Raw genomic sequence first — 18064 nt, 5'->3', positions numbered from 1 at the left:
TGGGAGGCGCTGTCTGGAACTCCAAGGCGCGCAGCGCCTCATCCGTGGAGGGCCATGCTTTCAGGCGCCGCCGCGACCTGACCACTTGATCTCGTACGGTTTCAGCGTCACCCGCCGGCCGTCCACCCTCGCGGAAACGGGCCTGTCCGAGGTGTTCACCATGACGACCTGGCGCTCCTGGCCCAGTGCCTTGATCCGGGGGTTCGAGGTGGCCACCTGCTGCACGCGCACCCCCATCGGGAACCACTTCGTGAAGCCGCTGAGCAAGCCGGCCATCGGCATCTCACCGCCGACTTTCGGGGCCCACAGGCAGCCCGAGCACTCGCCCGCGCCCTGCTGCTGCGGGTTCCAGTAGAGAGCGGTCGTCACGCCGCTCCTGGCGAACTCCATCAGCGCCGCCGCCTGCACCGCCGTGCGCTTCCGCTCCGACCAGCCCGAATTCTCCGGCTCGACGTACCATTCGGCCCACCACACAGGCAGGTCATGGCTCTTCTGCCGCAGCCAGGTCGTGATCGCGCCGAACTTGTTCTGGGCCGCGAAATCATCGGGGACGTTGCCCCGGTCGTTCGTCATGGAGGCGCCGTCGACGACGACGAAATCGGCGCCCTTCTTGTGCTCCAGCCAGTATTCGATCGCGTCCAGCGCCCTCTGGTCGACCGTGCCCCACGGCCCGCTCAGTTCGGAGCGGCCGCCTCTGGTGTTGCTCTCGATCGGCATGTACGGGCCACCGACCTGGATGTTGCTGTCCACCTTCTTCAAGGCCGTGTAGACCTTGTTGTACAGCTCGGTGTAGGACTCGGCGTCCCAGCGGTTCCTGGACGGGTCCCAGAAGCCCTTGAACTCGTTCCAGACCAGGTAGTGCTTGACCGTCGGATACTGCCGGGCGACCCTGGCGGCCAGTTTGGCGTAGTCGTCGAAGTGCTCGCGTTTCGGCGCGACCGTATGGTTCCTGCTCCAGTCCGTACGCCCGGCCTGCCCGCCCTTCATCCAGTCGGGCGCGCAGCACAGCGTGATCACCGGCACGGCCCGCGACGACGCCATGAACCTCAGCCGCCGGTTCAGATCGCGGAAGTTGAACTGTCCCGGACTCGGCTCGGGGTTGCCGACGCCCCAGCCCATGATGTGCTGGTTCTGCAGCATCGGGACCCGGCCGAGCATGCCCCTGGCCTGCTCGGCGACCCGCCGCGGCTCGTTGTCGGCGCTGTATTGGGTGTGGGTGACGCCCCAGCGCGGCCAGTTGGCGAGCGCCGGCGGCTGCTCCAGCTGCGGCGCGGGCTCGTTGGGCACCGTCGTGGCGACCTCGTCGCCCCTGAACATGGTGCGGGCCTTGGTGCGCGCCGAGGCGTAGACCATGATGCCCGCCACGAGCACCACCGCCAGAATGCCCGCTCCCAGAGCGAGCGGCCACGGAGATCGTCGCCGCGCGTGCCGGCCGTCAGTCGGAATCACTCGGCACCTACAGTGTGGATGCGCCATCCTTCTGGACAAGCAAGAAACAGAGAGCAGTCGCACATTCCAGCCTCCCGGTTTTGTCGGTGGCGAAAGGTAACTTGATCGGCGTGTCCCGATACCGGCTTCAGCCCGCGCCCGCCCAGGTGGCGGCGCTGCTGGAGCATTGCGCCCACGCCCGGTTTGTATGGAATTTGGCGGTAGAGCAACATGAGCACTGGCGTCCGGGACGCAAGACCGCGCCAGGGTTTGCCGAGCAGTGCCGCCAACTGACCCAGGCGCGAGCGGAGTTCCCCTGGCTGCGCGCCGGGTCGATCATCGTCCAGCAGCAGGCGCTGAAGGACTTCGCCCAAGCGATGGCGAACTTTTTCGGCGGCACGCACCGCCGCCCGACTTGGCGCAGGCGCGGGCGGAGCGAGGGGTTCCGCGTCGTCGCATTCGCGGCGATACCCGAGCCAATTCCCGCGCCGGGCAACCATGAGACGGTCGGCGTGGATCGTGGCGCGGCCGTGCACGCGGCTCTGTCCACAGGCGAGAGGCTGAGCGCATCCGGCCTGCACCCGTTCGAGCAGGCCCGGTTGCGACGGCTGATGCGTAGGCTGGCCAGGAGCGAACGCGGGTCGAGGCGGCACGGCAAGGTCAAAGCGGCAATCGCGAGGCTGAAGGGGCGGGAGGTCGATCGGCGCAAGGACTGGGTGGAGAAGACCTCGACCGAACTGGCGCGGCGTTTCGACGTGATCGCCGTCGAAGACCTGAAGATCGGCAACATGACTCGGTCCGCACGAGGAACGATGGCTGTGCCAGGCAAGAACGTTCTGGCCAAGGCGGGCTTGAATCGGTCGATCCTGTCGGCGGGCTGGGGACAGCTCGTTGAAAGGCTTGAGCAGAAGGCTCCGGGCCGGGTTGTGCGAGTTAGTCCTGCGTACACGAGTCAACGGTGCTCGGCATGCGGGGTCGTGGATGCGAAGGCGCGCGAGAGCCAAGCCGTCCTCCGCTGCCGATCCTGCGGATACGCCGACAACGCCGACGTCAACGCAGCCAGGAACATGAAGCTGGCGGCAGGGCATGCCGTGTCTGCGCGGGAAGGGCCATGGGTTGCCAGGCCGGTGCACCGCGAACCTCAACCTATCCTCCTTACCGTGTGAGATAGGTTGGAATCCCTGGCTTCCAGGCGGGGAGGATGCCAATGGACGCTCCTCATCGTGGCGCAAATGTACAAGGGGCTCACGAGCCGGCGAAGGTTTTTCAGGGCGCGTGAACATAAGGAAAAGCACAAGGGCCGGGATAGCCCCAGCCCTTATTACGCTAATAATCCCACTTGCAAGCGACTTGCCGTTTATCAGAGCGCGGGTGGGCGCTGGCCGCCCGCGGGCCCCGGCACCCCCGCGTAGCGGTACGGCACCGGCTGTCTGCCGGGCTGCACGACCAGGAGCGTGCCGGGGGTGTCGGCGTAGAAGGCGGATTCGACGGCAGCGGCCACGTCCTCCGCCGTGAGCAGCGGGAATCCGGCATCGACGAACATCTCCCGCGACTCGGCCACCAGCGGCGTGTCGGTGAATCCCGGGCATACGGCGTTTATCCGGATGTTCTGCACGGCCAGCGGCTCGGCGAGCGCCCTGACCAGGCCGACGACGGCGTGCTTAGTCATGGTGTAGATCGGGTCGCCGGAGAATGCCACGAGTCCGGCCAGCGACGAGGTGGCCACGATGGCGCCCCCGCCGGACCGGATGAGCAGCGGGAGGCTGGCCCGCACCCCGAACACGACGCCGTCCACGTTCACCCCGACCACCTGGCGGTAACGCGCCACGTCGAAGTCCGCGAGGTCCACCTGCCCGGAGACGCCCGCGTTGAGGTGGACCAGGTCGAGCCGGCCGAAGCGCCGCTCGGCCAGCGCCACCGCCTCCAGGGATGCCTCCTCCTGGCTGACGTCGGCGGCCAGCCACGCGCCGCCCAGCTCCTTGGCCAGCCGCTCGACGCCTTCGCCGTCGAGGTCGACGAGGACGCATCTGGCACCGCCCGCCGCCAGCCGCCGCGCCACGGCGGCGCCGATGCCGCTGGCCGCTCCGGTGATGAGTGCAACAGTGCTCATGGCGCTCCTTGAGGGCTGAGAATCAGGGGTGCCCGTACGGGTCAGGGCTGGTCGAGCATGCGATGTGCGCGGGAGATCAGCGTCGGCACCGCGGAGCCGATGCGGTCGAATCCCTCCCCAACGGTCTTACCTTGCCGGAACCGGGCGTGGATACCCTCCACGATGACCGCGAGCTTGAAGTTTCCAAAAGCCACATAAAACCCAAGATCTGAAATATCCCGACCCGAAACCTTTGCGTAGTGGGCGGCGAACTCCGATGAGTTCATGAACCCGGGCGCCACTGTCACATCTCCCGCCACCGGAATCCCGGCCCGTTCCGAATCCCCCCGATCGTGCCAGTACGTCAAAGTGAGCCCCAGATCGGCGAGCGGATCACCCAGCGTGGACATCTCCCAGTCCACCACGGCCGCGATCTCGGGAGAGTCTCCGAGCTCGATCAGCGTGTTGTCCAGCCGGTAGTCCCCGTGCACCAGCGTGCTGTCGGACGAGGCGGGCAGCCGCTCCCGCAGCCGCCGCACGAGCCGGTCGTACTCGGGCAGGTCCGCCGTCTTCGACCGCTCCCACTGCTGCCCCCACCGGTCGAGCTGCCTGGCCAGGTACCCCTCGGGCCGCCCGAAGTCCCCCAGCCCCACCTCGCGGTAGTCCACCGCGTGGATGGCCGCCAGCACCTCGGCCAGCCGCTCCGACAGCCGCCGCGTCCGCTCCGGCGAGGGCGAGCCCAGCTCTTCCCTGGTCCGTACGGCCGCACCCTCGACGTACGCCATGAGATAGAACGGCGCCCCGATGACGGACTCGTCCCCGCAGAACGCGACCGGCGAGGGCACCGGAACGGGCGTGGGCGCGAGCGCCGAGATGACCCGCCACTCACGCCGCATGTCGTGAGCGGTGGGCAGCACGTGACCGAGCGGCGGCCGGCGCAGCACCAGGCGGCGCTCGCGGGCCTCGACAAGGTAGGTCAGGTTGGACCTGCCGCCCGAGATCAGCGAGACGGACAGCGGCTCGCCCGCGTCGGGCACGTGCCGGCCCATCCATGCGACCAGTGCGGGCCGGTCAATGCCAGGTACGGTCATGGACCAACATTAGAACGTCACTCGGTCCTGAACACCAGCTGGGAGTTCTGTAACGTTCCAGACCTGCGGCAATGACGCTTCTAGTAATAGCCTTTACTCTGACCGTACAGGTCCCCCCTCAATATCAAGAAATAGTGGCATGCCAACGGTAGGAGCCCATGCGCGTCACCCTTGCCCTGCCCCATGAGCTGGGACATTCAGAACTGGCCCGATGGCGCGATCTGCAGGAAGCGGACCCTTCGGTCGACAGCCCCTTCTTGTCGCCAGAATTCACCATTACGGTCAGCACACTTCGAAATATGGTGCGAGTCGCCGTTCTTTACGATGGTCCTAATATCGTAGGCTTCTTCCCTTTTGAGCGACATCCGCTGGGCATCGGCAAACCGGTCGCCGCGGGGCTGACCGACGCGCAGGGGCTGATCCGCGCCAAGGACTTCGAGATCGAACCGCGCAGCCTGATCAAGGCCTGTGGGCTCGCGGTGTACGAGTTCGACCACCTGGTGTCCGGCCAGCCGCTGCTGAGCGCTCGGCATTCGCGGCACCCGTCGCCGATCATCGACCTGCGCGGCGGCTACGACCACTACGCGGAGGAGCTCAGGAAGCACTCCGGCAAGACGTACAAGTCCACCCTGGCCAAGTCCCGCAAGCTCGAGCGCGAGGCCGGGACGGTCCGCCACGACTACGCCACCACCGACCTGGCGCCCCTCCACACGCTGCTCGGCTGGAAGACCGACCAGTACCGCCGCACGGGGCGTACCGACAGGTTCGCGCACCGCTGGATCGTGGAGCTGGTCGAGCGGCTGCTGGCGACCCGCTCGGACAGCTTCGCCGGGGTGCTGGACATGGTGTACGTGGACGACCGGCCGATGGCCGGGCATTTCGGGCTGCGTACGCGTACGACGCTCGCCGGGTGGTTCCCCGCCTACGACCCCCATTTCGCTAAATACTCCCCCGGCCTCATCCACCACCTGGCGATGGCCGAGCAGGCCGCCAAGCACGGCATCCAGGTGATCGACATGGGCCGTGGGGAGAAGGAGTACAAGGACAAGCTGAAGACGGGCCAGCTCGAGGTGGCCGAGGGCCGGGTGGCACGGATCGGCGCGGCGGCGGGCGTCCACTGGATGCTGCGCGTGCCGGTGCGCAAGACACGCGCCACGGTGCTGAGCAACCCGTTGCTGCTCAAGACCGCCGACAAGGCGCTCAAGACGTACGGGCGGCTCCGTACCGTCCTGCAAGGGTGAGGCTCATCCGGGAGCGCACGGGCCGCCGCTGCCTGTCGCTCCCCTCCAACCGTCTCGGCCTCTACCTGGCATTGCGCCACTGGTGCGAGCCGGGGCAGCGGTTGCTCATGTCGCCGGTCTCGGCCGACGAGATCCTGTTCCTGGTGCTCGCGGCCGGGCTGCGCCCGGTGATGGCGCCGCTCTCCCCCCGGGACGGCAACATCGACGTCTCCCGGGCCGACCTCGCCGCGGTGGACGCCGTCCTGACGACCAATCTGTACGGCCTCCCCGACAACGCCCCCGCCTTGTCCGAAAAAATCCTGATCGAGGATGTGGCGCACGCGATGGAGACGAGCATCGCCGGCCGGCCGCTGGGCACGTTCGGCCAGGCGGGGGTGTTCAGCCTGGCCAAGCACCCGGGCGCGGGCTCGGGCGGCGTCCTGGCCGTCGAGCACGAGTCCGACCTGCGTGCGCTCCAACGCGCCCGCGACGCCCTGCTGGCGCCCGGCTCGCTGAGGGCCGACCTGATCGGCGTGGCCACCTCGATGGCCCGCCAGGCGGCGCTCAGGCTCGACCTCGTACGCCCGGCGCTCCGGCTCATGCGGGCACTCGGCATGCAGGAGGAGCGCGAGGGCTACCGCATCCCCCTGGAGCCGGAGGCCCTGAAGGGGGCACTCGAACAGGCCCCGGAGCTGCCGCCCTTCGACCCGTGGGTCCGCGCCGACCTGCACGACTACCGCTCGCGCCGCGGCCCGGTGGCCCGCTGGTACCGGTCCAGACGCCTGGCCAAGGTGCCCGCGGACCGCCGGCGGCGGCTGGCCGGCGTCACGCGTCTGGCCGAGCTGCCCACGGTCGCCCCGGCCGTACGCGACGACGTGCGCCGGCCGCTGTTCCGCGTGCCGCTCCTGGTACGCGACCGCGACGCGGCCATCGCCGCGCTGGAGCGGCGCGGGGTGGCCACCGGCTACCTGTACGACCCGCCGTACGACGACTACGCCCCCGCCTTCACCGAGCCGTCCCCGGACCCCGGCCCCGCGCGCTGGTGGGCGCGGCACGTGCTCCCGGTCGATCCGATGTACGCCGGCCGAGCCCTCCCCGTCCTGCGCGATCTGGAGTCCCCTACGCAGGGTCCGCCCTGACCAGCCGCAGGAACGCCTTCAGCCCCGTGATCACCTCCTGGTTGTCGCTCAGCCCGTCCACCGTCTCGTCGAACCGGCGGGCCATGAGCGTGATCCGCCGGCCGAGATCGTGGTCCGCCAGCTCCAGCGCGCGGTGGTCCGCGGTGAGCTTCTCGACGTCCCGCCGCAGGTCCCGCGCGGCCTCCTCCAGCTCGAACACCTGATCGCGCAGGGTGACCACGTCCGCGCGCGGGTACCGGGCCTCCCGGCCGAGCGTCCTGACACGGTCGCGCAGGTGCGACGTGTACGCCGCGATCGGCCGGAAACCGGTCGCGAGTAGGTAGAACCCGGCGAAGTAGTAGCCGGTCTGGGCCCCCGAGAAGAACGTGACGACCGCGATCACCGCGGCGGACACGACGTGGCCGCAGATCGCGAGGACGAGCATGCGGCGGGCTATGCGCCTGGCCTCGTCCTCGCGGTGCTGGGCCACCTCGATGCCGGCCTCCCTCGACACGTGGATCTCGTGGACGACGTGGCGGGCGGCGAAACACAGGTTCCACGGAACGGTCAGGATGACGACCAGCCAGAGCAGGCTGACCGCTCCTGCGCCCAGCGAGAGGAGCGTGGACAGCGCGACGCCCGCGTAGAGGATCAGCCAGGCGGTGAGCAGCGTGACGAGCAGGGACGCGAGCAGTAGCCACCATTTCATACGGCTCACTGTGCGGTGCCGCTGCTCGGTGGCACGAGGGCTCGGCTACTCAAATCCGGCCTGAGCATCCACCCCCACGGGCGTCCGCCTACGCCCCCTCCCCCGCGTCGTCGGGACTGAGGTCCCTTGCGGAACGGTGTGACGCGCCGTACTCCGGCGCCGAACGTGGGACGGGGCGTCAGCGCGGACGGGCGGCGCGGATCAGGTCGGCCAGGATCCGGCAGCCGCGCCGGACGTCGGCGAGCGAGGCGGAGCCGTAGCCGATGACCAGGCCGTGCAGGTGGGCCCGGCCGTGGTGGTGGCGCATGGTGGAGTCGAGCAGGACGCCGCGCTCGCCGGCCCGCGCGATCACCTCCGGCGCGACGGAGGCCGGCAGCTCGGCCAGGACGTGCAGCCCGGCCGTGTCGCCGCGCAGGCGGCAGACGGGCCCGAGCAGCTCGACGACCGCGGCGCGACGGCGCGCGTACTCCAGGCGCATCCTGCGCAGGTGCCTGTCGAGGTCGCCGTGCTCCAGCAGGGTGATCACGGCCTGCTGTACGGGGCCACTGGTGCGGTCGGCGACGCTGCGGCGCAGGCGGGCGATCGTGGCGACCAGCTCGGGGTCACCGACGAGCCAGCCGACGCCCACGTCGGGCGCGAGGGTCTTGGACAGCGTGCCGAGCAGCACCACCCGGGAGGGGTCCAGCCCGTAAAGTGCGGGCAGCGGGGCCACGTCGTAGCGGAACTCGGCGTCGTAGTCGTCCTCGACGATCGTCGCGCCGGTGCTCCTGGCCCAGGCCAGCAACCGCTCCCTGCGCGGGATCGGCAGCCGCCCGCCCAGGGGGTACTGGTGCGCGGGGGTGGTGTAGAGCACGCGGAGATCGCCGGGGAGCCCGTCCACGATCACGCCGTCCTCGTCCACGGGGCACGGCACCACCTCGGCGCCCCTGGCCGCGAACACCGTCCGCGCCACGTGGTAGCCCGGGTCCTCGACGCCGGCCCGGGCGCCGCCGCCGAGCAGGGCCAGCGCGCACAGGTCGAGCCCGTTGCCGGTGCCCCTGGTGACCAGGATGTTCTCCGGGCCGACGGCCATGCCTCTGGCCCGTCTCAGGTGGTCGGCCAGCAGCTCCCTGAGCCGGGGCAGGCCGTACGGGTTGGGTGCGGCGCCGGGCGGCAGGTCGGCGGCCTTGCGCCAGGCCCGCCGCCACGCCGCCTGGTCGTAGTCGCGCACCCAGGGCTCGCCCGGCGTCAGGTCGATCGAGTCGGCCGGGGCCGGCGGCGGCGCGGGCACGTACATGCTCTCCCTGGGCTGCGGCCTGGTGACCTCCATGTCGGCCACGAACGTGCCGGAGCCGTGCCGCCCGTCCAGCCAGCCCTCGGCGTACAGCTGCTGGTACGCCTCCGTGATCACGGTCCGGCTCACCGCGAGCTGGGCCGCCAGGGAACGTGTGGACGGCAGCCGCTCGCCGGGCGCCAGCGTGCCGTCCAGCATGGCGCGCCGCAGCCAGTCGGCGAGCTGCGCCGTCAGCGGCTCGTCCGAGTCGCGCGAGAGAGATATGGGCAGGTCAACGTGGGTACGCACGGAAGTGGTCTCCGCGAAGGGCTGGATAGTGGCCATACAGGATAGGTCCACTTCGTGGTTACGGTCGAATCATGCTCTCCACCACTCCCCGCACCACGCTCGGCCGCGAGAAGCAGCGCGGCAGCACCGACAGGAACGATCTCTACGAGGTGCTCGACACCGGACTGATCTGCCACCTGGGCGTCGTCGTGAACGGCCATCCCATGGTCGTCCCCACGGGCTACGGCCGGATCGGCGAGACCCTCTACCTGCACGGCTCCACCGGGGCCACGTCGCTGCGCGCGGGCGACGGGAGCGACGTGTGCGTCACGGTCACGCACCTGGACGGCATCGTGCTGGCCCGCTCGATCTTCAACCACTCGGTCAACTACCGCTCGGCGGTCATCTACGGGCCGGCCAGGGTGGTGACGGACCCCGACGAGCGGATGGCGGGGCTGCGGGCCCTGTCCGAGCAGCTCGCGCCCGGCCAGTGGGACTACGTCAGGCGGCCGTCACGTAAGGAGCTGGCCGCCACGGCGGTGCTGGCGCTGTCACTGGAGGAGGCGTCGGTCAAGATCAGGCGCGGCGGGCCCAAGGACGAGGAAGAGGACTACGACCTGCCCGTATGGGCCGGGGTGCTGCCCCTGGTCACCTCATGGGGCGAACCTGAGCCGGATCCGGTGCTCCCAGAAGGTATCGATATGCCCGTTCACATCCTCCGTCGGGAGTAGTTCCATTAAGCAGGCACCACCTGCTCCTGATGGGAGAGGGCGATGGAGTGGAGCGCTCCCGGATATACCGAAGTCAAGCAGCTCGGTGCGGGCGCCAGCGGTCGGGTGGCGCTGGCCCTGCACGACGAGACCGGGGTCAAGGTCGCGATCAAGTACCTCTCCGAGGAGCTGCGGCGCGACCCTGCCGCGCTGGCCAGGTTCCAGTCGGAGGCGCGGCTGCTGACCACGCTGCGCGACCCGAACATCGCCACGATGTGGGAGTACCTCCAGGACGCCGGTGGGGCCTGCATCGTGATGGAGCTGGTCAACGGCGTCTCGCTGCGGGCCCTGCTGCGCGAGAACGGCACGACCGAGCCTGAGGCGGCGCTGGCCGTGCTGAAGGGCTCGCTGCTCGGCCTGGCCAGGGCGCACGATCTCGGGCTGGTGCACAGGGACTACAAGCCGGAGAACGTGATCGTCAGGGACGACGGCGTCAGCAAGCTGGTCGACTTCGGGATCGCGGTGCGGCAGGGCACGGCGGCGCATCCGGAGGGCACGCCGCCGTACATGGCGCCCGAGCTGTGGGAGGGGCTGCCCGCCACACCGGCGACCGACGTGTACGCGGCCACGGCCGTCTTCTTCGAGTGCCTGACCGGGCACCGGCCGTACCGGTCGACCGAGCCGAGCGTGCTCGGCTACCAGCACATTCACGCTCCCGTGCCCTTCCATGACGCGCCGGACCCGGTGCGCGAGCTGGTCAGGCGCGGGCTGGCCAAGGATCCCGCGCGGCGGCCGGTCAGCGCGCACGCGTTCGTGGCGGAGCTGGAGGCCACGGCCAGGGCGGCGTACGGCGAGGACTGGGAGGAGCGCGGCAAGCGGCGGCTGGCGGCGCTCGTGGCCCTGCTCGCGCTCCTGCTGCCCGCGCCGGAAACACCCGCTCCCGAGGCGACGACCTCGCTGGCCAGGACGGTGTTCCGGGGCCTGCGCTCGAACACGGCCCGCGTGGCCATGGGCGGCGCACTGGCCGCGGCGGCCGCCGTGGCGGTGGTGGTGGTCGTGCTGGCCAACCGCCACTCGCCGATGCCCACGGAGCCCATCGGCGCTGCGGCGGCCGTGCCACCGTCGCAGGTCACGACGGAGCCGGCGGCCGATCCGTCGTCCGATCCGTCGTCCGCGCCTGAGGAGACGCCGGAGGCGACCCCTTCGCCGGAAACGACCGCCTCGCCCGAGACGCCCCCGAGCACGCGCGAGGCGGTCGTACCCGTTGAAAGCCCCGCGAAGACCCCGGTCAGCTCCCCGGCGACCACCAAACCGGTGAAGAGCCCCAAACCCACCAAGAAGCCCACGCCGACACCCACCCCCAAGCCGACACCGACCCCCACGCCAACTCCCGCCCCGACCCCGACTCCCACCCCCGCTCCGGCGACCGCGGTGCTCGGGGTGAGCGTGGGCGGCCTCACGGTCGACGAGGACGGGGTCGCCGCCGCCACGGTCACCGTGCGCACCAGCGGCACCGCCGCCGTGGCCGCCACCGCGACCTGGACCGCTCCCGGCACGGACGGCCGCGTCCAGCGCCTGCGCCTGTCCGGCGCCAAGTCCTACACCCGCGCGCTCACCTGGGACATGGGCGAGCGCCCGTGCGGCAGCACGGTCACGGTGACCGTCGCCACCTCCCCCGCGGCCCAGGGCGGCGCCAGGTCGGCCTCGCTCTCGGTGCCGCCCTGCCCGACGAGGGTGAACGGCCTGCGCGTCTCGCTGAACCTCCCCGCCGCGCCAGGCCGTACCGCGAACGCCGTGGTCAGGGTGGCCGCGACCGGCACCGGGGAGATCCCCGTCGAGGCCGAGTTCGCGGTGAACGGCGACCCGGTCGGCACCCGTACCGCGAGCCTGTCGGGCCGGACCTCCTACTCGCGCTCGTTCACGCACACCTTCAAGTCGCGGCCCTGCGGCGCGACGGTGTCGGTGCGGGTGTCCGCGGGCGGCAGGACCGCCACCGCGCGGGCCTCGGCGCCCTGCCCGCCGCAGGTGGAGCGGGTGTCGATCGTCAGGGCCGGTCAGGGTGAGGGCGGTCTCGTCGCGACCGTGTCGGTGGCCACGTCGAACACCCAGCCGGTACGGCTCGTCGTGTCGTTCGCGGCGAGCGAGGGCGGGGGGTCGGAGTCGGTCACCTTGTCCGGCGCGACCTCGTACACCAGGACCTTGAGCCACTCCGTCAAGCTCCCGTGCGGCACCAAGTGGTCCGTGACGGCCTCCACCGATCCGGCGGCGGGCAACGGGAGCGACAGCGCGGGCGGCGCCACGGCGGAGTGTCCCAAGGAGCCCCAGGAGCCCCAGGAGCCCAAGGAGCCGGAGCCCAGCAGGACCCCGAGCCCCCGCTCGGAGGGCACCATCGGGTGAGATTCCTGACTTATATGCATTCCGGTAGCGGGAAAGCGGTTCCCTCTGGTTAAGCTACGCCGGTTGATGAGGGTGGGGGCCCGGAATACTCCAGAGGAGACCCGTTATGCACGGTGATGGGCGGTGGGGGGTCCCGGGCTATACCGAGGTCCGCCAGCTCGGCGAGGGGGCGGCCGGCCGCGTGATGCTGGCCAGGCGCGACCGCGACGGCGCCGAGGTGGCCATCAAGTACCTCAGCGACGAGCTGAGGTCCGATGTGGCGTTCGTCGCCCGGTTCCGGCACGAGGCCAGGCTGCTCGGCACGGTCCAGAGCAAGTACCACGCCCGGCTGATCGACTACGTCGAGACCGGCCAGGGCGCGGCGATCGTCATGGAGCTGATCAACGGGGTCTCGCTGCGCGAGATCCTCAGGTCCGAGGGCCCCACCGGCCCCGAGGCGGCGCTGACCGTGCTCAAGGGGTCGCTCCAGGGTCTGGCCTCGGCGCACGCGATCGGCGTCGTGCACCGCGACTTCAAGCCCGAGAACGTGATGGTCCAGGGCGACGGCACCAGCAAGCTCGTGGACTTCGGCATCGCGGTCAGGGCGGGCGAGGGCGTCAGCGTGGCGGGGACGCCGCCGTACATGGCGCCCGAGCAGTGGTCGGGAGGCCGCCCCGCGCCCGCGACCGACGTGTACGCGGCCACCGTCGTGTTCTTCGAGTGCCTGACCGGCACCCGGCCCTTCCGCGCGTCCACCATCGCGGCCCTGGCCCGCCAGCACCAGAGCGCGGCGCCGCCGGTGGACGAGGTGCCCGCGCCGCTCCAGGGCCTGATCGAGCGCGGCCTGGCCAAGGACCCGGCCGAGCGGCCGCGCTCCGCGGAGGCGTTCCTGGCCGAGCTCGAGGCCGTCGCGGCCGAGGGGTACGGACGCGACTGGGAGGAGCGCGGGCGACGCCGCCTGGCCGCCCTCGCCGGCCTGCTGGCTCTGCTCTTCCCGAGCGAGCTCGCCGAGCCCGCCCAGGCGCAGACCTCACTGGCCGAGACCCGGTTCCGCGGGCCCTCCCGGATCCTCGGCAAGCTGTCCGCGAAGGTGGCCATCGGCGCGAGCGCGGCCGGGGTGCTGCTCGTCGCGGCCGTGGTCCTCGTCAACGTCTCGATGGACGAGCCGGCGCTGCGGGCGCAGACCAGCACGGTCACTCCGACCACGGCCACCCCTGCCACGCTCGAGCCGACCGAGACGGAGGAGGAGGATCCGGCGCCCACGGCCGAGGAGACCACTCCGGAGGCGAGCACGCCCGCGCCGACGCCGACGAGTACGCAGAGCGCCGCGCCGCCTCCCGTCCGGCCGACCGCGAGCAGGCGTCCCACGCGGACCCCCACGCCACGGCCCACGCCCACCCCGGTCAGGACCCCGCCGACCAGGACGAAGAAACCCACCTCGACGCCCACGTCGGACCAGCCTCAGGTCACCGGCACGGCGCAGGACCCCGAGGGCCAGCGGCCGCCGTCCTCGTCCGCTCCCGCTCCGGATCCCACCCCCACCACGTCGACGAGCCAGCCGAGCCAGCCCCCGGCAGACCCCAGCGAGGGCCCCAAGGAGGGCGAGAACACCGGGGGCGAGGCGCCGACGAAGGGCGGTGACGGAAGCGAGCCGACGCCGGAGGAGCCGCGGCTCGACGGCGCGAGCAAGGCGCAGGCCGCGTTCGTCGCCTTCGGCCTGATGACGTCCGGCGCGGTTCCGGTCACACTTGCGGTGAAACGCCGTATGGCGGGACGGCACCGAAGGAAGCGCTAGGAAGCGCCGGGGGGACGGCGATGAGCAACCCTGTAAACGGTATCGCCGGATTCCGGCTCACAGAGCACACCTGGCTGACCGAGGTCGGCAACTGGATCGACGCCATCTCACCCGATGGCCGCAGGGCGGGGGCGCTGCTGTTCGATCCGAGGATCATCGGCCTGCCGGGCGTGCGCGAGCGCGTGGTGCAGACGGTCATGACCGACCAGCGGCTCGTACTGGGCGGGCTGACCGGGCTGATCCCGGTGGCCGACGTGGTGGCGGCGGGTGACCAGGTGTGGCTGCTCACCGCGCAGGCGGTCAGCCCCACGCTGTCCGATCTGCTCGCCGCCGGGCCGATCGACCCGCCGGGCGCGGTGTCCGTGCTGCTGGAGACCGTACAGACCCTGCTCGCGCTGCACGCGGCCGGGGTCACCCACGGCTCGGTCCACCCGGGCACCGTCGTGATCACGGCTGAGGGCGCCGCGCTGCTGTCCGAGCGCGGCCTGTCCGACGCCATCCGCGGCCAGGCCTCCCCGCGCGAGCGGGACGCGGCCGGCTGGGCGTCACTGGCGCGCGGGCTGGCCGCCTCTCTCGGGCAGGGCCGCTCGCGCCTCACCGAGCTGCTGGAACGTGCCGCGGCCACGGCCGGCACCCTGGGCCTCGCCACCGCGCGCGACCTGCTGATCGGCGAGGCGGCCGGCCGGGACGGGCTGGCTCAGGCCGCTCGGGGGAGGTCGGCGTTCGCGCAGGCTCGGGCGTTCGCGCCGCCGCCCGCACTGCCGCCCAGGGACGAGGGTGACATCGTCACGCTGCTGCACGTCCCTGGGCGGGCCTCGGAATCCGTGCAGTTCGGGCCAGGGATCGGCACGCAGGTGCAGCAGCCCGAGACCACCGCCGAGCGGATCTGGCGGTCCGGGCGCGACCAGGCCGCCACCGAGCACCGCCCCGGCGGCAGCGGACCGGCCAAGGCCCTGCGGGCGCGGCGGCGGCGCACGATCCTCTCCTCGGCCCTCTTCGCCGCCATCATGGCGGGGGCGATCCTGGCCTGGCTCTACGCGGGCGACTCGCCGGAACTGGCGGTCATGTCGATCGACGTGGCGGCGCCGAAGAAGACCCAGGGCTGCGGGAAGGCCGTCCTGATCACCGGCACTGTGGTCACCAACGGGGCACCCGGCGAGATCACCTATGAATGGCGCAAGAACCTGGACAAGGAGGTCGTCAAGGGAACCCTGCGCACGAAGTCGGACCAGACGACGTACCAGGTGCCGTTCCGATGGACGTTGCAGGGCAGGAGCAACGTCAAAGCCACCGCCACACTGCGGATCCTGACGCCCGGCCCGGTGCGCACCGACAAGGCGAGCTTCACGTACAAGTGTTGATGCCGTCCCAGCAATGCATATCAATGCGGTTCTTACTAATCTGGCGACCATGACCACGCAGACCCCCGCGGGCTGGTACCCAGACCCCTACGGAGAGCCCCAGCTCCGCTGGTGGGACGGCAACCAGTGGACCGATGCCGTACACGCGCAGCAGCCGGGCTCAGGGCCGCAGCCCGGCTCAGGGCCGCAGTTCCAGCCCCAGCCGCAGTCCCAGCCCCAGTTCCAGCCACAGCCCCAGCAGCCGGGCTCCGGACCGCAGTTCCAACAGCCGGGCTCGGGGCCCCAGCCTCAGCAGCCGGGCCCGGGGCCGCAGTTCCAGGCTCAGCCCCAGCAGCCGCCTTCCGGGCCGCAGCCGCAGTCGGGCGCCGACTGGTCGGCGTCGCCCGCGAACCCCACGCTCCAGTACGGCCAGCCGACCTTCGGCCAGTCGGCCTACGGCCAGCCCGCTCCGACCGCCCAGTGGCCGGGGCCCGGCGGCCCCCTGCCGGGCCCCGGCTACGGCCCGCCACCCAAGCAGAGCAATCCGCTGCCGTGGGTGTTCGGAGGGCTGGCCGCGCTGGTGGTGATCGCGCTGGTGGTGGTGGGAGGCATCTTCTTCATCAACCGGAGCAGCACGGACACCGCCTCGTCGCCGACGCCGGAGGACACGTACGAGCAGCAGCCGCCGCCCAGCAACGAGCTGCCGTCCAGCCCGCCGCCCACCCAGGGCGCCGTCGAGCTGCCGCAGCCGGTCGACGGCCGCATCACCGACAAGCAGGCGGGCCTCTCCTTCCAGGTTCCTGAGGACTGGACGGTGCCTCCGGCCAACGAGGTCACGGGCACGGACCCGACCCAGCAGACGTGGTCGGGCGCGGTGCAGGCCACCGCACAGGAGAAGTACGACGGCCAGGGCGACTGGGTCGGCAACGTCTACACGGGGCTGCTCAACGAGCTCTACCCCTACAGCGGCGCGTCGGGGCTGGGCGAGACGGCCAAGGCGGTCTTCGTCGACTTCTCCACCCGCTACTACCAGATCGCCCACGAGACCAAGGTCGTGCAGGACAAGGCGATCAAGATCGGCGACAAGGACGCCTGGGTGCTGCAGTTCGAGCTCGACTTCACGAAGATCTCGGAGGAGAAGGGCTACAAGTGGAAGAAGGAGAACGGCGCGATCGTGCTCATGGATCGCGGTCAGGGTGAACGACCTGCCATCGTGTACGCGTCCGTACCCGACAATCTCGGCACCGACGTGCTCGGCAAGGTTCTCAGCTCGCTCAAGCCGGCCTGACCGGTGGCACTAGGCTGGTGGGGTAACAAGCGGGCGGATTGCTCCGAGCCGCTGGGCGAGGAGAACGAATGAGTGACTTGCTGGTCTGGATCGACTGTGAGATGACGGGGCTCGACCTGAGCCGCGACGCGCTTATCGAGGTGGCGTGCGTCATCACCGACAGCGAGCTCAATCAGCTGGACGAGGGCGTCGACGTGGTCATCAAACCGCCGCCGGAGTCGCTGGAGCAGATGTCCGACGTCGTGCGTGAGATGCACACGGCGTCGGGGCTGCTGCCCGAGCTGGGCGGCGGGGTGACGCTGGCGGAGGCCGAGTCGCTCGTGCTCGACTACATCCGCCGCCACATCCCCGAGCCGAAGAAGGCGCCGCTGTGCGGCAACTCCATCGGCACCGACCGCACGTTCATCTCGCGCGACATGCCCGGGGTCGACGGCTATCTGCACTACCGGATGATCGACGTCTCGTCGATCAAGGAGCTGGTCCGCCGCTGGTACCCGCGGGTCTACTTCGCCGCACCGGAGAAGCAGGGCGGACACCGGGCTCTGGCGGACATCACGGAGAGCATCAGGGAGCTGCGTTACTACCGCGCGGCGATCTTCGTGGCGCAGCCGGGACCCGACTCCGCGACCGCGAGATCGCTGGCAGAGCGCGTCAGCGGCTAAAGGAGTGGCGTAAAGACTCCTGAACCCCGCTACACTTTTCCTGTGCCGCCACACGAGGGCGGCTCATGGTGGGCGTAGCTCAGTTGGCAGAGCGCCAGGTTGTGGTCCTGGATGTCGAGGGTTCAAGTCCCTTCGCTCACCCCACCGCCCAACGGCCGGTCCTTCGGGACCGGCCGTTGGCGTTTTCTCCCGACAATGGCCCCAAACCATGACAATGCGAGTTATGCTCGCTGTCTAATACCGCTAACGCCGGAGAGCACGGGGGCCATCGGCGATCTTGACCGTCTGCGCGCCCCCGGAGGCCGGATGAGAGTCGACGACGCAGCGTTCGAAAGCGTGTTCACGTCCTTGAGCAAGCGCGAAGCCGAGGTCATGGACCTGATCGCGACCGGCCAGTCCAACGGCCAGATCGCGCAACGGCTCTTCCTCAGCGAGAAGACGGTCAAGAACCACGTCAATCGCATCTACGCGAAGCTAGGGGTGAACTCCCGGGTCACGGCCATCGGGCTGTGGCTGTCCCGCCAGGATTGACCTGCTCCCTGCCCTGAAGGGACGGGGATTCCCGTGCCGCTATGCGGCAGCTCGTGCCGCTTGCGCGGCCTGTGCTGTGGAACGGGGTGCTTGACGTTTCGCGGACCCGGGTGGGTCTCCACGCCCTGAGACGACCAGCCCGGCCGCCTGTCCTTTGGTCTTGATGT

General features: G+C 70.6%; 15 protein-coding genes and 1 tRNA gene. 11 read left to right on the top strand and 5 right to left on the bottom strand.

Annotated elements, in window-relative coordinates:
* Positions 1 to 60: 60 nt before the first annotated feature.
* A complete protein-coding gene (locus AB0J64_RS25755) occupies positions 61 to 1449 on the bottom strand; it encodes a xylan 1,4-beta-xylosidase (protein ID WP_364031574.1) in 1389 nt (462 codons plus the stop codon).
* A 110-nt stretch (positions 1450 to 1559) separates the two neighbouring features.
* On the opposite strand from AB0J64_RS25755, the gene AB0J64_RS25750 reads away from it, so the two are divergent.
* Positions 1560 to 2594 carry a transposase gene (locus AB0J64_RS25750; protein ID WP_364031571.1) on the top strand — a complete coding sequence of 345 codons (1035 nt, stop codon included), beginning with the start codon at positions 1560 to 1562 and terminating at the stop codon, positions 2592 to 2594.
* A gap of 194 nt (positions 2595 to 2788) precedes the next feature.
* On the opposite strand, the gene AB0J64_RS25745 is transcribed toward AB0J64_RS25750, so the two are convergent.
* A complete protein-coding gene (locus AB0J64_RS25745; protein WP_364031568.1) occupies positions 2789 to 3538 on the bottom strand; it encodes an SDR family NAD(P)-dependent oxidoreductase in 750 nt (249 codons plus the stop codon).
* A 41-nt stretch (positions 3539 to 3579) separates the two neighbouring features.
* Positions 3580 to 4608 (bottom strand): phosphotransferase family protein, encoded by a 1029-nt coding sequence (locus tag AB0J64_RS25740; protein ID WP_364031565.1) that lies wholly within the window; start codon positions 4606 to 4608, stop codon positions 3580 to 3582.
* Between the two features lie 299 nt (positions 4609 to 4907).
* Here AB0J64_RS25740 and AB0J64_RS25735 point away from each other — a divergent pair, with 299 nt between their 5' ends.
* Both AB0J64_RS25735 and AB0J64_RS25730 read left to right on the top strand, forming a co-directional pair.
* Positions 4908 to 5849 carry a GNAT family N-acetyltransferase gene (locus tag AB0J64_RS25735; RefSeq protein WP_364031562.1) on the top strand — a complete coding sequence of 314 codons (942 nt, stop codon included), beginning with the start codon at positions 4908 to 4910 and terminating at the stop codon, positions 5847 to 5849.
* Positions 5846 to 6967, top strand: coding sequence for a DegT/DnrJ/EryC1/StrS family aminotransferase (locus AB0J64_RS25730; protein WP_364031559.1), 1122 nt, complete (start codon positions 5846 to 5848; stop codon positions 6965 to 6967). The genes AB0J64_RS25735 and AB0J64_RS25730 overlap by 4 nt, the downstream gene beginning before the upstream one ends.
* Here the strand turns inward: AB0J64_RS25730 and AB0J64_RS25725 are convergent.
* Positions 6948 to 7655, bottom strand: coding sequence for a hypothetical protein (locus tag AB0J64_RS25725; protein ID WP_364031556.1), 708 nt, complete (start codon positions 7653 to 7655; stop codon positions 6948 to 6950). The two genes, AB0J64_RS25730 and AB0J64_RS25725, sit on opposite strands and share 20 nt — an antisense overlap.
* A 178-nt stretch (positions 7656 to 7833) precedes the next feature.
* Entirely contained in the window at positions 7834 to 9216 is a 1383-nt protein-coding gene (locus tag AB0J64_RS25720; RefSeq protein ID WP_364031553.1) for a PLP-dependent aminotransferase family protein, read from the bottom strand.
* A gap of 71 nt (positions 9217 to 9287) precedes the next feature.
* Here AB0J64_RS25720 and AB0J64_RS25715 point away from each other — a divergent pair, with 71 nt between their 5' ends.
* The 8 genes from AB0J64_RS25715 to AB0J64_RS25680 all read left to right on the top strand — a co-directional run bounded on the left by AB0J64_RS25715 (position 9288) and on the right by AB0J64_RS25680 (position 17897).
* Positions 9288 to 9926, top strand: a complete 639-nt coding sequence (locus AB0J64_RS25715) for a pyridoxamine 5'-phosphate oxidase family protein (RefSeq protein ID WP_364031550.1) — start codon at positions 9288 to 9290, stop codon at positions 9924 to 9926.
* 42 nt (positions 9927 to 9968) lie between these two features.
* Positions 9969 to 12302, top strand: a complete 2334-nt coding sequence (locus AB0J64_RS25710) for a protein kinase (protein WP_364031547.1) — start codon at positions 9969 to 9971, stop codon at positions 12300 to 12302.
* A gap of 106 nt (positions 12303 to 12408) precedes the next feature.
* Positions 12409 to 14076: a protein kinase gene (locus AB0J64_RS25705; protein WP_364031544.1), complete on the top strand. Its 1668-nt coding sequence runs from the start codon at positions 12409 to 12411 to the stop codon at positions 14074 to 14076.
* 20 nt (positions 14077 to 14096) lie between these two features.
* Positions 14097 to 15437 (top strand): hypothetical protein, encoded by a 1341-nt coding sequence (locus tag AB0J64_RS25700; RefSeq protein ID WP_364031541.1) that lies wholly within the window; start codon positions 14097 to 14099, stop codon positions 15435 to 15437.
* 49 nt (positions 15438 to 15486) lie between these two features.
* Positions 15487 to 16704, top strand: a complete 1218-nt coding sequence (locus tag AB0J64_RS25695; RefSeq protein ID WP_364031538.1) for a DUF2510 domain-containing protein — start codon at positions 15487 to 15489, stop codon at positions 16702 to 16704.
* Between the two features lie 68 nt (positions 16705 to 16772).
* Positions 16773 to 17366: an oligoribonuclease gene (gene orn / locus AB0J64_RS25690; RefSeq protein ID WP_364031535.1), complete on the top strand. Its 594-nt coding sequence runs from the start codon at positions 16773 to 16775 to the stop codon at positions 17364 to 17366.
* Positions 17367 to 17434: 68 nt separating this feature from the next.
* A tRNA-His gene (locus AB0J64_RS25685) sits at positions 17435 to 17510 on the top strand.
* 162 nt (positions 17511 to 17672) lie between these two features.
* Positions 17673 to 17897: a helix-turn-helix transcriptional regulator gene (locus AB0J64_RS25680; RefSeq protein WP_364031532.1), complete on the top strand. Its 225-nt coding sequence runs from the start codon at positions 17673 to 17675 to the stop codon at positions 17895 to 17897.
* The last annotated feature ends 167 nt before the right edge of the window (positions 17898 to 18064 follow it).

The organism is Nonomuraea sp. NPDC049695 (genome assembly GCF_040674955.1).
Taxonomy (GTDB): Bacteria; Actinomycetota; Actinomycetes; order Streptosporangiales; family Streptosporangiaceae; genus Nonomuraea; species Nonomuraea helvata.
The sequence above is the reverse complement of the archived record's forward strand: the minus strand, read 5'-3'. Positions and strand labels throughout refer to the sequence as shown.